At 72.2% G+C, this 14,918-nt stretch carries 10 protein-coding genes; 7 read left to right on the top strand and 3 right to left on the bottom strand.

The window, feature by feature from the left end:
- Positions 1-14: 14 nt before the first annotated feature.
- Positions 15-1,907, top strand: a complete 1,893-nt coding sequence (locus ASF49_RS17980) for a glycosyltransferase family 2 protein (protein WP_243214666.1) — start codon at positions 15-17, stop codon at positions 1,905-1,907.
- Positions 1,900-3,567, top strand: coding sequence for a glycosyltransferase family 2 protein (locus tag ASF49_RS17975; protein WP_056476104.1), 1,668 nt, complete (start codon positions 1,900-1,902; stop codon positions 3,565-3,567). The genes ASF49_RS17980 and ASF49_RS17975 overlap by 8 nt, the downstream gene beginning before the upstream one ends.
- A 6-nt stretch (positions 3,568-3,573) precedes the next feature.
- On the opposite strand, the gene purC is transcribed toward ASF49_RS17975, so the two are convergent.
- Both purC and nth read right to left on the bottom strand, forming a co-directional pair.
- A complete protein-coding gene (gene purC / locus ASF49_RS17970; protein ID WP_055955211.1) occupies positions 3,574-4,368 on the bottom strand; it encodes a phosphoribosylaminoimidazolesuccinocarboxamide synthase in 795 nt (264 codons plus the stop codon).
- 384 nt (positions 4,369-4,752) lie between these two features.
- Positions 4,753-5,487 carry an endonuclease III gene (nth, locus tag ASF49_RS17965; RefSeq protein ID WP_056476102.1) on the bottom strand — a complete coding sequence of 245 codons (735 nt, stop codon included), beginning with the start codon at positions 5,485-5,487 and terminating at the stop codon, positions 4,753-4,755.
- 20 nt (positions 5,488-5,507) lie between these two features.
- Here nth and ASF49_RS17960 point away from each other — a divergent pair, with 20 nt between their 5' ends.
- The 5 genes from ASF49_RS17960 (at position 5,508) to ASF49_RS17940 (ending at position 11,818) form a co-directional block, all read left to right on the top strand.
- Positions 5,508-6,044: a DUF2244 domain-containing protein gene (locus ASF49_RS17960; protein WP_056476099.1), complete on the top strand. Its 537-nt coding sequence runs from the start codon at positions 5,508-5,510 to the stop codon at positions 6,042-6,044.
- Position 6,045: 1 nt separating this feature from the next.
- On the top strand, positions 6,046-6,588 hold the full coding sequence (locus tag ASF49_RS17955) for a DUF3016 domain-containing protein (RefSeq protein ID WP_162240980.1): 543 nt from the start codon (positions 6,046-6,048) through the stop codon (positions 6,586-6,588).
- 185 nt (positions 6,589-6,773) lie between these two features.
- Positions 6,774-7,484 (top strand): response regulator transcription factor, encoded by a 711-nt coding sequence (locus tag ASF49_RS17950; protein WP_056476096.1) that lies wholly within the window; start codon positions 6,774-6,776, stop codon positions 7,482-7,484.
- Positions 7,481-8,893, top strand: a complete 1,413-nt coding sequence (locus tag ASF49_RS17945) for a sensor histidine kinase (RefSeq protein ID WP_056476094.1) — start codon at positions 7,481-7,483, stop codon at positions 8,891-8,893. The genes ASF49_RS17950 and ASF49_RS17945 overlap by 4 nt, the downstream gene beginning before the upstream one ends.
- A 3-nt stretch (positions 8,894-8,896) precedes the next feature.
- On the top strand, positions 8,897-11,818 hold the full coding sequence (locus tag ASF49_RS17940) for a bifunctional [glutamine synthetase] adenylyltransferase/[glutamine synthetase]-adenylyl-L-tyrosine phosphorylase (protein WP_056476091.1): 2,922 nt from the start codon (positions 8,897-8,899) through the stop codon (positions 11,816-11,818).
- Positions 11,819-12,485: 667 nt separating this feature from the next.
- Here ASF49_RS17940 and ASF49_RS17935 read toward each other — a convergent pair.
- A complete protein-coding gene (locus ASF49_RS17935; RefSeq protein ID WP_056476088.1) occupies positions 12,486-14,876 on the bottom strand; it encodes a PAS domain-containing sensor histidine kinase in 2,391 nt (796 codons plus the stop codon).
- Positions 14,877-14,918 lie beyond the last annotated feature (42 nt).

Raw genomic sequence — 14,918 nt, 5'->3', positions numbered from 1 at the left:
ACCAAGGAGATCCGGTGGCCGATGCGCTGCGGCCGCTGCTGCGGCTGACCCGCGACGACGGACGGCGCGAGGTCTTCGTCCTACCGGGGGCGGGGCAGGGGACGGGGACCTGGCTCGGCTACCTGCCGCCCGATACCGCCGCGATCGATCTCGCCGTCGCGGAACGCGGCGGGTTCGTGCTGGAGCGGGTCGGCCTTCGGTCGGAGGCAAGCGTCTTCGCGGAGTGTCTGCGCGAGCGGCCCCTTCGAGCGATCTCCGCGGGATATCAGAGGCTTAGGGGCAACGAGCGGCGGATGCGCGACATCCTCCGGGGGAGCTGCGCCGTGACGCCGATGGCGAAGGCCGAGGCCTGGATGGCCGCGCGCGCCCGCCGCGATCGCGCTCCGATACCGTCGGGGCCGTCAATCCGGCTGGTGATGCCGGCGCGGGTGGAGGCGGCGGAGCGGGTCGCGGCGACGATCCGCGGCCTGGAGGCGCAGAGCTTCACGGCCTGGAGCCTCGTCGTCGGCTGGTCGGAACCGGGATGCGCCGTCGCCTCGGACGATGCGCGGATCGAGCAGACCACCTGGCCGGCCTTCGGCCGCGTCGGTGATTTCCTGAACGGAGACAACGCTTTGGCGCTGCTCACGCCGGGTGACGGACTCGATCCGGATGCCCTGGCGATCCTGGTGCGGACGTTGGCGGAGCCGGGCCGGCCGCAGATGGTCTACGCGGATGCCTGGATGGAGGGCGCGGGAGCGAAGGCGGCCCTGAAGCCGGACTGGAGCCCCGATCTGGCGCTCGTCACGGCCTATTCCGGCACACCGACCCTCTATGCCGGAGGCCTGCTCGAGCGCCTCCGGACCACGCCGCTCGGGGAGCCGGATACGCTCGCGACCCGCCTCGTGCTCGCGGCGGTATACCATGTGGGTCGCGACGAGGTCGCGCATGTGCCCCGCCTTCTCTCCCGCGCGGCGCCCCCGTCGCCGGATTCGGCCGAGCGTCACGCCGCGATTCTCCAGGCTCACCTCGCCGAGACCCGCATCCCGGCCCGGGTCGAGGCGCACCCGTCCGGCTCCGACCTGCTCTGGGACCTGCCCGAGCCACCGCCCCTGGTCAGCGTCGTCATCCCGTCCCGGGATCGCCTGGAGCTGATCCGGGTGGCCGCCGACGGGGTCTTGAACGGAACGGCCTATCCGGCGATCGAACTCGTCATCGTCGACAACGGCTCGACCGATCCGGCGGTGCTGGCCCATTACGAGGATCTGCGGCGGGATCCACGGGTCCGCATCCTGTCCTGTCCGGGGCCGTTCAACTTCTCGGCGATGATCAATGCGGGGGTCGCCGGGTCCCGGGGCGACGTATTGGTCCTCCTGAACAACGACGTCGCGGTGCTGCGCGAGGATTGGCTGGAGGCGCTGGTGCGCCAGGCCTGCCGGCCGGAGATCGGAGCGGTCGGGGCGAAGCTCCTCTACGCCGACGGGACCCTGCAGCATGCCGGCGTGGTGGTCGGGCTCGGCGGACGGGCGGGCCACATCCTGCGCCGGCGCCCGGCCGACACGCCCGGGATGCTCGGCCGGATGCGGGTCGCCCACGAGGTGTCGGCCGTCACCGCGGCGTGCCTCGCCGTCGGGCGGGCCAAGTTCGATTCGGTCGGGGGGCTCGACGCGGAGGCCTTCGCCGTCGACTTCAACGACGTCGACTTCTGCCTGCGCCTCGCGGCGGCCGGCTACCGGACGATCTGGACGCCGCGGGCGGTGATGGCCCATCTCGAATCGACCAGCCGCGGGCCGGCGGTGGGCGCGGCGCGGCAGCGCTTCGAGCAGGAGGCCGACCGCTTCGTGGAACGCTGGCGCGACACCATCCGGCACGATCCCTACTACCATCCGGCGCTGACCCTGACGACGTTCGGGGAAGACCTTGAATAGGAAGGGCGACCCGGCGCTCGCCTTCGCGGGCGCGGCGGCAAGCCCGGCCCGGACGCGCTGGCGGCGGGCCGCCGCGCTCCTGCTCCGCCATCCGGCGGAGGGGATGGCGATCCTGCGGGCGCGGCTGGCGGGCAAGCGCGTCCGGGCCGCCCAGGCCGGCGCCGCCCTGTTCGGCCTCGACCATGCGGGGCTCCTCTGCGGTCCGGCGGCGCAAGGCCGGCTCCTGCGGGCGACCGCCGTCGCGGGCGAGGCGGGTCCGGGCGAGACCGCCCTGGTCCCGTCGATCGCGGAACTGGCGGCGAATCGAACGACCGGCGCCGACATCCTCGTCCTCACGGCGCCGGGACATGCCGTGGTGCCGGGCGCGACCGCGCGCCTCGCCGAGGCCTTCGCGCGGAACCCGGCGCACCAGCTCGTCTACGGCGACGCGCTGCTGGAACTTGAGAGCGGGATGGCGATGCCCCTGCTGCGCCCGGCCTTCGATCCGGACTACGCGCAGGCGGTGGATTACATCGGCCCGGTGCTGGCGGTCCGGGCCTCGGCCCTCGCCGCGATCACCGCCGCGGAGGGGCCGGTCACCGACGCCCTCGACCTGACCCTGCGGGTCACCGGGCATTTCGGGCGCGGGGCGATCGGGCACCTGCCGCGCGTCCTGTCGCGTAGCGCGGCGGCCTCGCCGGACACGCCGGAGCGACGCGCCGCCACCCTGCGCCGGAGTCTCGACCGCAGCGGCGGTCGCGCCGTCGCCATCCGGGTCGAGCCCGACGGCGTGCTGAATCTGGCGCATCCGCTCCCCGACAGGTGCCCCCGCGTCAGCCTCATCGTGCCGACGCGGGACCGGGTCGATCTCCTGCGGACCTGCGTCACCAGCCTCGTCGAGCAGACGGACTGGCCGGATCGCGAGATTCTGATCTGCGACAACGATAGTCGCGAACCCGAGACCCTGGCGTATTTCCGGGACCTGGCGGCACGCGGCCTCGCGCGGATCGTGCCCTGTCCCGGCCCCTTCGACTTTGCCGGCATGAACAACCGGGCCGCCGCGGAGGCGCGGGGGCAGGTCCTGGCCTTCGTCAACAACGACGTCGCGGCCCTGCATCCGGACTGGCTGGAGCGCCTGGTGCGCGAGGCCCTGCGGCCGGATGTGGGAGCGGTCGGGGCCAAGCTCCTGGACGGGCGCGGCCGCATCCAGCACGGTGGCGTGCTGCTCGGGCCGGGCGGGCTCGTCACCCATGCGCACCGATTCTTTCCCGGGGACGCACCGGGCTACCTCGCCGGCCTGCGGGCGACCCGCGAGGTCGCGGCGGTCACGGCGGCCTGCCTCGTGGTGGAGGCGCGCAAGTTCGCTGCGGTGGCGGGCTTCGATGCGGGGGCCTTCGCGGTCGACTTCAACGACGTCGACCTGTGCCTGCGCCTCGGGGCGGCGGGCTACCGCACGCTGTTCGTTCCGGGGGCGGTGCTGCGCCACGACGAGGCCGCGAGCCGGCGCTGGACGCCCGCCGCGCGGGAGCGCCACGGGCGCGAGGTCAGGGCCTTCAAAGAGCGATGGGGGCCGCTGCTGGCGCAGGACCCCCATTATCACCCGGGGTTCGACCCCCATCTCGGCACCTATGCGCGGCTGCGTCCCGGCTGGCCCGAGGCCGGCCCGGTCGAGCTGCGCTGAGGCCCCCTACTGCACGAGGCGCGGACCGCCCGTCTGGACCTTCTCGTTCTCGGACATGATGCCGAGGCGCTTGGCGACCTCGGTATAGGCCTCGATCAGGCCGCCGAGATCCTTGCGGAAGCGGTCCTTGTCGAGCTTGTCCGACGACTTGATGTCCCACAGGCGGCAGGAATCCGGGGAGATCTCGTCGGCGACGACGATGCGCATCATGTCGCCTTCCCAGAGGCGGCCGGTCTCGATCTTGAAGTCGACGAGGCGGATGCCGACGCCGAGGAAGAGCCCGGACAGGAAGTCGTTGACCCGGATGGCCAGAGCCATGATGTCGTCGATCTCCTGCGGCGTCGCCCAGCCGAAGGCGGTGATGTGCTCTTCCGACACCATCGGGTCGTTGAGCGCGTCGTTCTTGTAGTAGAACTCGATGATCGAGCGCGGCAGCTGCGTGCCTTCCTCAAGGCCGAGGCGGGTGGCGAGCGAGCCGGCGGCGACGTTGCGCACCACCACTTCGAGCGGAATGATCTCGACTTCGCGGATCAGCTGCTCGCGCATGTTGAGGCGGCGGATGAAGTGCGTGGGCACGCCGATGTCGTTGAGGTGCTGGAAGACGAACTCGGAGATCCGGTTGTTCAGCACGCCCTTGCCGTCGATGACATCATGCTTCTGCGCGTTGAAGGCGGTGGCATCATCCTTGAAGTGCTGGATGAGCGTTCCCGGCTCCGGACCCTCGTAGAGGACCTTCGCCTTGCCCTCGTAGATGCGACGGCGGCGGTTCATAGGCGTGTACCGTGGTTTGAGGAAGTCCATGGGCCGTGACTCCTTGCGAGCGAACGATGCGGAATCCGCGGCGTGGCGGCCCATCTGTGGGGCCGGGCCGAGAGACACGTCGTACGTCGAAAGCCTCCCCGACCGTGGCGCAAACTACCCGAAGGCGGCTGGCAGCACAACGCGCTGGCCGGATGGGACCCATGCCGCCCTGAGGGAAGCCGGGTGATAATTCGGAGCCGGCTCCGGACGCAAGGGCGACGGGGCCGGGTGAGGCCGCGCCGCCCGGCTCGGCGGGCGCGGGACGCGCTCACTAAGGACAGGTCGTCCTCATGGGGCCGGCGTCTCGCTCACGGAGCCGCAGTCTCGGTCATGGGGCAGAAGTCTTATGGGGCAGAAGCCTTGCTCACGGAGCCGGCGTCTTGCTCATGGAGCAGAAGTCTTGGCCGGGAAGCGGCACAGGTCGGCGATCGGGCAGCGGTAGCATTCGGGCTTGCGGGCCTTGCAGATGTAGCGGCCGAACAGGATCAGCCAGTGATGGGCGTTGAGCCGGTAGGGGGCGGGCACGATGGCCTCGAGCCCGGCCTGGACCTTGTCGGTGGTGGGGGCGACCACGAGGGGAATCCGGTTGGAGACCCGGAAGATGTGGGTGTCGACCGCGATGGTCTCCTCGCCGAAGGCGACGTTGCGGACCACGCTCGCGGTCTTGGTGCCGACTCCGGGCAGCACCTCCAGGGCCTCGCGGGCGCGGGGCACCTCGCCGCCGTGCTGCTCCACCAGGATCCGCGACAGGGCGACGACGTTCTTCGCCTTGGTGTTGAACAGCCCGATGGTGCGGATGAAGTCGCGCACCCGCTCCTCCCCGAGGGCCAGCATCGCCGCCGGCGTGTCCGCGATGGCGAAGAGCGGGGCCGTGGCGAGGTTGACGCTGCGGTCGGTGGCCTGGGCCGACAGAACCACCGCCACCAGCAGGGTGAAGGGGTTCTGGAATTCGAGCTCGGCGCGCGGCTCCGGGTTGGCCGCGCTGAGCCGCGCGAAGATCTCCGCGACGGTGTCCGGGCCCACGGGGTCCGGCGTGGCGGGCGCCGCTGCGACGATCGGCGCGGCGAGCCGCGCGGAGATCGGCGATTTCCGTGTTCTGGTCGGCTGTCGGCTCGGCATCCCTGCGTTATATTCCTCGCATGGCGAGCGGCAATGACCACGTCCCTCCGATCGGCCGGCATCCGGACGGCCTCGATCCCGACAGCATGGACCGGCCTGTGTTCCAGGCCACCATCCGGCCGCACCAATCCCTGAGCCCCGACGGCTTCCGCAACGTGATGATCGGGTGCTGCGTCGTCTCCCTCGTCACCTCGGTCGCCTGCGTGCGGGCCGGCTTCTGGCCGGTGGCGGGCTTCTTCGGCCTCGACATGATCGCCCTCTACGTGGCCCTGAAGGCGAGCTTCCGGCGCGGGCGCTCCTTCGAGGAGGTGGTGATCACCCCGATCGAGGTGATGCTCGCCCGGGTGACCCATCGCGGCGAGCGCCGGGAATGGCGCTTCAACCCGCTCTGGACCAAGCTCACCCGGGTCGAGGACGACGAGTACGGCATGCAGACGCTGACCCTCGAATCCCGCCGGCAATTCGTGGTGGTCGCCCGCGACGCCTCGCCGCCCGAGCGCGAGGTCATCGCCGACGGCCTCACCCGCGCCCTGGCGCAGGTGAAGAAGGGCTATTGAGGTGAGCCGTTTCCGCCGCGCGGGGCTCGCGCTGCTGATCGGCGCGGGGCTGGGGAATGCCGCTTGGGCGCAAGACGGCGCGGCGGAACCCGCCCGGGTCGCCGTCCGCTTCGTGGCGCCCGAGCGCTACACCGATGCCGACGACCGGTTCGGCGCGGGTCCCGGCCTGCGCGGCACGCTGGCCGAGATCCGGCGGATCATCGAGGCCTCCGCCCTGCGCGTGATGGGACCGGACGAGACCCTCTCCGTGGACGTCCTCGACATCGACCGGGCCGGCTTCGTGCGCCCGGACCTGAACATCCCCTCGGGTCTGCGCATCGTCAGCGACGCCACCCCGCCGGCGATCCGCCTGCGCTACGATCTGCGGCGCGGGGGCCGCCGCCTCGCCGCGGGCGAGGAGCGCCTGACCGACATCAACTTCCTGTTCGGCGCCCGCGCCGCGGCCGCCAGCGGGAGCTTCGGCTACGAGGAGGCCCTGCTGCGCGACTGGGCCCGCACCCGGCTCTCCGCCCGGGCCGGCGGCGCGGGGCCGCGCCCGGACTAGGCCCGCCTCTCAGGACCCGCTTCCGGCGACCCGAGACATGACCAAAGCGTCATGTTTCCGCCAGCGTCGTGCAAGGCGCGGCGCCCCACTCTTCCGGCCATCGATCCAGCGCGGAGGGATGCGGCATGGGCGTTGCCGGACAAGGCGGTTTCCCGCGGACGGGCGAGACCCTATCACTCCGTCCCATGCGTCTGCTCATCATTGAGGACGACCGCGAGGCGGTCGCGTATCTGGTCAAGGCCTTCCGCGAGGCCGGTCACGTGCCGGACCAGGCCTCGGACGGCCTCGACGGCTACGCCCTGGCGCAGGAGGGCGATTACGACGTGCTCATCGTCGACCGGATGCTGCCCAAGCTCGACGGGCTATCCCTGATCCGCTCGCTGCGCGAGCAGGGCGTGACCACGCCGGTGCTGATCCTCTCGGCGCTGGGCCAGGTGGACGACCGGGTGAAGGGCCTGCGGGCCGGGGGCGACGACTACCTGCCCAAACCCTACGCCTTCTCCGAACTGCTCGCCCGGGCCGAGGTGCTGGCCCGCCGCCGGGCCGGGCCGGGGGCGGTCGTAGAGGCCACGGCCTACCGGGTCGGCGACCTCGAACTCGACCGCCTGTCCCACCGCGTCACCCGCGCCGGCCACGAGATCGTGCTGCAGCCCCGCGAATTCCGCCTGCTCGAGTACCTAATGCGCCATGCCGGCCAGGTCGTGACCCGGACGATGCTGCTGGAGCATGTCTGGGACTACCATTTCGACCCGCAGACCAACGTCATCGACGTCCACGTCTCGCGCCTGCGGGCCAAGGTGGACAAGGATTTCGAGCACCCGATCATCCACACCGTGCGCGGCACCGGCTACGTGCTGCGGGTCGACGAGGCGCGCGGCCCCGGCACGGCCTCGTGACGCCCCTCGACGACGCCCCGGCCGGGCGCCTCGGCAATCTGTTCCGCACGACGGCCTTCAAGCTGTCCTTCGCCTATCTGGTGGTGTTCGCGACCTTCGCGCTGCTGGCGCTGGGCTACGTCGCCTGGAACGCCAGCCGGGCGCTGGACGACCAGATGGTCTCCACCATCGAGGCCGAGATCAACGGCCTGTCCGAGCAGTACAAGCTCGGCGGCCTGCGGCGGCTGATCTCGGCGGTGGAGCGGCGGGCCGGCGAGCCGGGGGCCTCGCTCTACCTCGTCACCAACGCGGCCGGCGAGCGCATCGTCGGCAACATCGACGCCCTGCCCACCGGGCTCATCGTCGACCCGGGCCAGACCGAGGCGAACTACGCCCGCATCGGCGGGACCCAGACCCTCGAGCACCGGGCGATCATGCAGATCTTCGTCCTGCCCGGGGGCTTCCGGCTCCTCGTCGGGCGGGACGTGGCCGAGCGCGACCGGCTGCGCGCGGTGATCGTGCGGACCTTCGGCTCGTCGGTGGGACTCGTGGTGCTCCTCGGCGTGTTCGGCGCCTGGTTCATCGCCAGCCGGGTGCTGAAGCGCGTCGACGCCATGACCGAGACCACCCGCCGGATCATGGCCGGCGACCTCGACGGACGCCTCGCGGTGGCGGGGACCGGCGACGAGCTCGACCGGCTGGCGCGCAACCTCAACGCCATGCTGGAGCGGATCGGCGAGCTGATGCGCGGCCTGCGCGACGTCTCCGACAACATCGCCCACGACCTCAAGACGCCCCTGACCCGCCTGCGCAACCGGGCCGAGGAGGCCCTGCGCACCGCCGAGACGCCGGACGCCCTGCGCACGGCGATGGAGGGGGTGATCGAGGAGAGCGACGGGCTGATCCGGATCTTCAACGCCCTCCTGATGATCGCCCGGCTGGAGGGCGTGAACGCCCGCGAGGACTTCCAGACCTTCGACGTCGCCGCCGTGGTCCAGGCCGTGGCCGAGCTCTACGAGCCCCTGGCCTCCGAGCAGGGCCTGACGCTGCACGTCGAGACGGAGGGCGCGCCGCTGATCCTGCGCGGCAGCCGCGAGCTGATCGGGCAGGCGCTGGCGAACCTCGTGGACAACGCGGTCAAGTATGGCGGGCCGAGCGGCGAGATCCGGCTCAGCGCCGCGCGGGCGGGCGAGGCCCTGCGCCTCTGCGTGGCCGATTCCGGCCCCGGCATCCCCAGCGAGGCGCGGGGTCGGGTGCTCGACCGCTTCGTCCGGCTGGAAGAGGCGCGCTCGCGGCCCGGCTTCGGCCTCGGCCTCAGCCTCGTCAACGCGGTGGTGCGCCTGCACCAGGGCACGCTGGCGCTGGAAGACCATGCCCCCGGGCTCGCCGTCGTGATAACCCTGCCGGCCGGAGATCCGACGGGAGGGTAGGGCATGAACCAGGCCGCCGACGACGCGCCGCGCCGCAGCCTTCGCGCGCGCCTGTCCGCCGCGCCCGTCCTGTCCGATCCCGGGGCCGCCGCGGCGCGCCTCGCCGAGATCGAGCCCGCGCTGCCCCCCGGCTTCCTCGACGCCCCCCTGCGGGCGCTGCTCCTCGGCCTCGCCGACCATTCGCCGTTCCTCTGGCAGCTGGTCGCGCGGGCGCCCGAGCGCCTCGTCGCCCTCGCCGAGGCCGAGCCGGAAGCGGCCCTGGCGGCGCTGATCGCCCGGCAGCTCGCGGCGGGGCGCGAGCCCGATCTCGACGCCGCGGCGCGGCACCTCCGGCTGAACCGGGCGGAGCACGCCCTCCTCGTGGCCCTGGCCGATATCGGCGGGCTCTGGCCGCTCGCCACGGTGACCCGGGCGCTCTCCGACTTCGCCGACGCCTCGGTGCGGGCGGCCGCCGACGCCATGCTGCTCCAGGCCGCCGCGGCGGGGCGCTTCCTGCCCCGCGACGCGGACGCGCCGCAGGCCGGCTCGGGCCTGATCGTGCTGGCGCTGGGCAAGCACGGGGCCGGCGAGCTGAACTATTCCAGCGACATCGACCTCGTGGTCTTCTTCGATCCCGAGACCGCGCCCCTGAAGCCCGACCTGCCGGCGACGCCGTTCTTCACCAAGCTGGCGCAGGGCATGGCCAAGCTGCTGCAGGAGCGCACCGCCGACGGCTACGTCCACCGGGTCGATTACCGCCTGCGCCCGGACCCGGGCTCGACCCCGGCGGCGCTCTCGCTGAACGCGGCCTACCTCTATTACGAGAACCTCGGCCAGAACTGGGAGCGGGCGGCCTACATCAAGGCGCGCGCGATCGCCGGCGACATCCCGGCCGGGGAGACCTTCCTGGCGAATCTGCGCCCCTTCGTCTGGCGGAAATACTTCGACTTCGCCTCCATCGCCGACGTGCACGCGATGAAGCGCCAGATCCATGCCGTGCGCGGCCACGACACGATCGCGGTGGCGGGCCACGACATCAAGCTCGGGCGCGGCGGCATCCGCGAGATCGAGTTCTTCGTCCAGACCCAGCAGCTCGTCTTCGGCGGGCGCCGACCGGAGCTGCGCGGGCGCGGCACCGTGGCGATGCTCGACGGCCTGACCCGCGACGGCTGGATCGACGCCACCGCCCGCGACGACCTCACGGCGGCCTACGGCTTCCTGCGCACCATCGAGCACCGCCTCCAGATGCTGCGCGACGAGCAGACCCAGCGCCTGCCGAGCGAGGCCGACGAGCTCGACCGCTTCGCGCGCTTCGCGGGCTTTCCGACGCGGGCGGCCTTCGAGGCGGCCCTGTTCCACCACGCCCGCCGGGTGCAGGGCCACTACGCCCTGCTGTTCGAGGCCGAGCCCGACCTGTCCTCGGAGGTCGGCGACCTCGTGTTCAGCGGCACCGGCGACGACCCGGGCACCCTGGCGACCCTGGCCAAGCTCGGCTTCCGCGAGCCCGAGCGGGCGGTGGAGACGGTGCGCGGCTGGCATTTCGGCCGGCGCCCCGCGGTGCGGACGCCCCGCGCCCGCGAGGTCCTGACCGAGCTGGTGCCGGTGCTGATGCAGGCGCTGGGCGGCACCGCCCACCCGGACGCGGCCCTCGACACCCTGGACCGGGCCTTCGCTCGGATGCCGGCGGCCCTGGAACTCCTGACGATCCTGCGCTCGAACGAGCGCCTGCGCCTGCTCTTCGCCGACCTCCTGGGCACCGCGCCGCGGCTCGCCGAGACCGTCGCGTTCAGCCCGCACGTCCTCGACGCGGTGATCGACCGGGATTTCGCCGATCCCAGCACCGACGCCGAGGCCCTGGCGCTGCAGGTCCGCGCCCGCCTCGGCCAGGCGAGCGACCACGAGGACTTCCTCGACCGCGCGCGCGACGCCGCCCGCCAGCTGCGCTTCCTCACGGGCGCCCGCCTCCTCTCCGGCATCCTCTCGCCCGAGGAGGCCGGCCGCGCCTTCGCGGGCATCGCCGACGCGGTGATCGCGGTGACCGTCGAGCGGGTCTCGGAGAGCTTCTTCGCCGAGCACGGGGCGGTGCCGAAGGGGCGCCTCGCGGTGCTCGGCCTCGGCCGGCTCGGCTCGCGCCAGCTCACCGCGGATTCCGACCTCGACCTCGTGCTGATCTACGATTTCGACCCGGAGGACCGCACCAGTGCCGGCCCGAAAGCCCTCGACGCGGCGGTGGCCTACAACCGGCTCGCCCAGCGCATCGTCGCCGCCCTGACGGTGCCGACCCGGCGTGGGCACCTCTACGAGGTCGACCTGCGCCTGCGCCCCGGCGGCGGCCAGGGACCGGTGGCCGTGCAGTGGCGCAGCTTCCGCAGCTACCACGCGGAGGAGGCCGAGCTCTGGGAGCACATGGCCCTGACCCGCGCCCGGGTGATCGCCGGCGATCCCGGCCTCGGCGCCGAGCTCGCGGCCGAGATCCGCGCGGTGGTGGGTCGCGCGCGCGCGCCCGGCGAGGTCCGGCGCGCGGTGCGGGAGATGCGCGGCCTCGTCGAGCGGGAGAAGGGCCATCGCGGCCCCCTCGACCTCAAGCTCGCCCCCGGCGGCCTCCTCGACCTCGACTTCCTGGCCCAGGCCCTGGTGCTCGGGCAGGCCCATCGCCGGCCCGGCCTCGTCGGCTTCGGCGCCTGCGCGGTGTTCGCCGAGGCCGCCGAGCACGGCGACCTCGCCCGGCCTGACGCGGAGCGCCTGGTCGAAGCCTATCGCCAGTTCGACGACGTGCTGCACTGGCAGCGCCTGATGGTGGAGGGCGACCCGGCCGAGGCTTCGCCGGTGGCCCTGTCCCGCCTCGCCGTCGCCATGGGCGCCCCGGATTCGAACCGCCTCATCGCCCAGCTGGACGAGACGCGCACCGGGATCCGGGCGCTGTTCGAGCGGGCGATGGCGGGCTGAGGGGGGCCGGGCCGGGGGATCGTTCGGAGGGGTCTCACACCTCGCCCCGGCCCTCTCCTTCCAGGAGCGGGGGCCGGTCGCGGTTCAGCCCTGGGCGCCGACATCCGATTCCGGTCCTTCGACCGGCTCATCCCGTCAACCGCCACGCCGCGCGGATGCGTTGCCGGGATGAGATGCCGAGGCCGAACCCGCCCATCGAAGGCGGAAGGGTCGAGCGCGGGACTCCTCTCCTTCCAAGAGAGGGAGCGCCGTCGCGTCTCGGCACAGCCCACCTTGCACATCGAACATCGCCGTTGATGACAGCCGAGGAAGCCCGGATGCCGGTATCGCGCTCGCAGCGCGGGTCCCCTTTCCTGGACGGAGTGGGACAGGGTCGGGTGTGTGACCTCCGAGGAGATGCAGCATGGCTGTCCGAGCGCCTCGCCGAACGCCGTCCAGGCCTTCACGACGATGCGCGCGAAGTCGAGGCGGGTTCCACTCGCCTTGTGGGGAGAGATCGGGAATGGAGGTGGTTCCGCCGGCCTCCGCTGGTCGCGAATCGCCCAGCCGCCCCCAACTCCTCCCGGCAAGGGAGAGAAGGGCTGGGTCGAGCGTCCCTGCGAAACGGGATCACCGTTGAGAGGACCGGATCGCATCCGATGCGGGCGATCGATTCGGCCCCGCGATCTCAGACCGTCTCCGCCACCGCCTCCGGCGGGCGCGGCGTGGCGCCGGCGGCGTCGCGGAGGGAGGCGACGGTCTCCTGGGCGGCGTCGGGCACCAGGTTGCGGCGGTTCTCCGGGGTCGGGATCGGCAGGCGCACCATCACGATGGTGCCGAGGCCCTCCTGGGAGCGGATGCGCAGGCCCCCGCCGTGGAGCTCGGCCATCGAGCGCGCGATGGCGAGGCCGAGGCCGGAACCCTTGTGGCTGCGGGTGAGGTTGGTCTCGACCTGCTGGAAGGGGGCGCCGAGGCGGCGCAGGGCCGATTTCGGGATGCCGATGCCGGTATCCTCGACGAAGATGTGGACGTGGTCGCCGGCCGGGCGCGCCTTGATGATGATGCGGCCATCGCCGGGCGGCGTGAACTTCACCGAGTTCTGGACGAGGTTGGTCAGGATCTGGTGCAGGGCGCGCTCGTCGGCCAGCACCGTCAGCGCCTCGACGACGTCCACGTTGACGGTGAGGGACTTCGCGCGCGCGGATTCGCCGACGAGCTTCAGGGTGCCCTCGATGGCCGCGGCGACCGCGAGTTCGCGCGGTGCCAGCTTCACCGTCTGGGCCTCGATGCGCGACATGTTGAGGATGTCGTCGATGACCGAGAGCAGGTAGTCGCCGCTGGAGCGGATGTCCCGGCAATAATCCGTGTAGCGGGGCGAGCCGAGGGTGCCGTAGACCTCGCTCTCCATCAGTTCCGCGAAGCCCATGATCGCGTTGAGCGGCGTGCGCAGCTCGTGGCTCATGTTGGCGAGGAACTCGGACTTGGCCTGGTTGGCGCCCTCGGCCTGCGCCTTCTGGTCGAGGTAGCGTTCGGCCAGGTCGGCGAGCTGCTGGGTCTGGAGCTCCAGGGTGCGGCGGGAGCGCTTGAGGTCGCGCACCGTCTCAATCAGCTCGCGCTCGGACTGGACCAGCTGCTCCTGGTGGCGCTTCAGGCTGGTGATGTCGGTGCCCACCGAGACGTAGCCGCCGTCCTTGGTGCGCCGCTCGCTGATCTGGAGCCAGCGCCCATCGGTGAGCTCGGCCTCGAAGGTGCGGGCGGTGGCCCCGCTCGGCTCGATGTCGCGCAGCTCGCGCCGGACCGGCGGCAGCACGCCCCGGCCCATGATCTCGGCGTAGCGCCGGCCCGGGATCGCGTCCTCGGGGCTGAGGGCGTGGAGGTGGCGGAACTTCGAGTTGCACAGGACGAGGCGGTTGCCGGTGTCCCAGAGGACGAAGGCCTCGGAGATGGCCTCGACCGCGTCGCGCAGGCGCATGTCGGCGGTGGCGTTGAGCTCGGCCAGGTTGCGCTGCTCGGTGACGTCGAGGGCGATGCCGACGAGGTGGCGCCCGCCGTCGATCGTGTCGGGCACGATCTCGGCGCGCATGCGCATCCAGACCCAGTTGCCGGTGGCGCCCCGCACCCGGAACTCGTGGTCGACGGTGGATTGGCTGGCGGCGAGGTGGCGGGCCAGGCTGTAGAGGTCGCCGTCGTCGGGATGCACGAGGGCGTTGACGTCGCCGAAGGACAGGAATTCGCGCTCGCGGTGATAGCCGAGGAGCGCGTACATCGAATCCGACCAGTAGATCCGGCCGCGCGGGATGTCCCAGTCCCAGAGGCCGCAGCGCCCGCGGCCGAGGGCGGTGTCGAGGCGCTGCTTGATCTCCTCGCAGACGCGGTCGACCGCGTAGGCCCGGCGGGTCTGGAGGGCATAGGCGATGCCGGTGCCGATGATCACGAGGGCGGCGGCCCCGAGGAGGATCGCCTGGTTGCGCATCCGCGTGGTCCAGGCGGCGGTGATGTCGACGAGCGGCTGGAGCACCGCGACCTGGCCCCGCCCGCCGGGCAGGTTGCGCAGGGCCGCGATCACCACGGAGCCGTCCGCCAGGGTCACGGTCATCACGCCCGCGCTCTCGCCGAGGGTGGAGAGCGCCTGCATCTCCCCGAGATGCTGGGTCAGGGTCCGGCGGGGACCGGGGAGCGGCGGATTGGCCGCCACGATGACGTCGTTGGGGGAGATCAGCAGGATCTGCCGTCCGGCATGGAGCAGGCCCGGCGGCAGCAGGGCACCGAGATTGCGGTGGGCGGCCTCGCCCCTGGCCTCGCCGTCGATGTCGATCCCGGTGAAGGCCGCCGCGGCGAGGCGGGTGACGGCCTCCACGTCGGTGGTCGCCGCCCGGATCACCTCCTCGCGCTGGGCCTGCAGCAGCATCGCCGCCACGGCCCCGAGGCAGATCAGGAACGTCGCGAACAGCGCCGGCAGGGCGAAGCGCAACCAGGTCTCGGCGCGCACGAAACGGACATGAGCGGCGTGTTGGGGCCGGTGGATGCCAAGAATCGTATCCGCGCGCGCGGAGAGGGAAGCGGAATCCGCCTCCAGCATGGACTTACTCCGCCGTTGGGATTTTGGCACCGGGAACGCGGG

Source organism: Methylobacterium sp. Leaf104, assembly GCF_001422885.1.
GTDB lineage: Bacteria > Pseudomonadota > Alphaproteobacteria > Rhizobiales > Beijerinckiaceae > Methylobacterium.
The sequence above is the reverse complement of the archived record's forward strand: the minus strand, read 5'-3'. Positions and strand labels throughout refer to the sequence as shown.

Bases quoted from the DNA above. Each gene is read 5' to 3' on its own strand.
- nth (WP_056476102.1), bottom strand. From the start codon at position 5,487: ATGCCGAGCCGACAGCCGACCAGAACACGGAAATCGCCGATCTCCGCG.
- ASF49_RS17935 (WP_056476088.1), bottom strand. From the start codon at position 14,876: ATGCTGGAGGCGGATTCCGCTTCCCTCTCCGCGCGCGCGGATACGATT.
- ASF49_RS17950 (WP_056476096.1), top strand. From the start codon at position 6,774: ATGCGTCTGCTCATCATTGAGGACGACCGCGAGGCGGTCGCGTATCTG.
- ASF49_RS17960 (WP_056476099.1), top strand. From the start codon at position 5,508: ATGGCGAGCGGCAATGACCACGTCCCTCCGATCGGCCGGCATCCGGAC.
- ASF49_RS17940 (WP_056476091.1), top strand. From the start codon at position 8,897: ATGAACCAGGCCGCCGACGACGCGCCGCGCCGCAGCCTTCGCGCGCGC.
- purC (WP_055955211.1), bottom strand. From the start codon at position 4,368: ATGGACTTCCTCAAACCACGGTACACGCCTATGAACCGCCGCCGTCGC.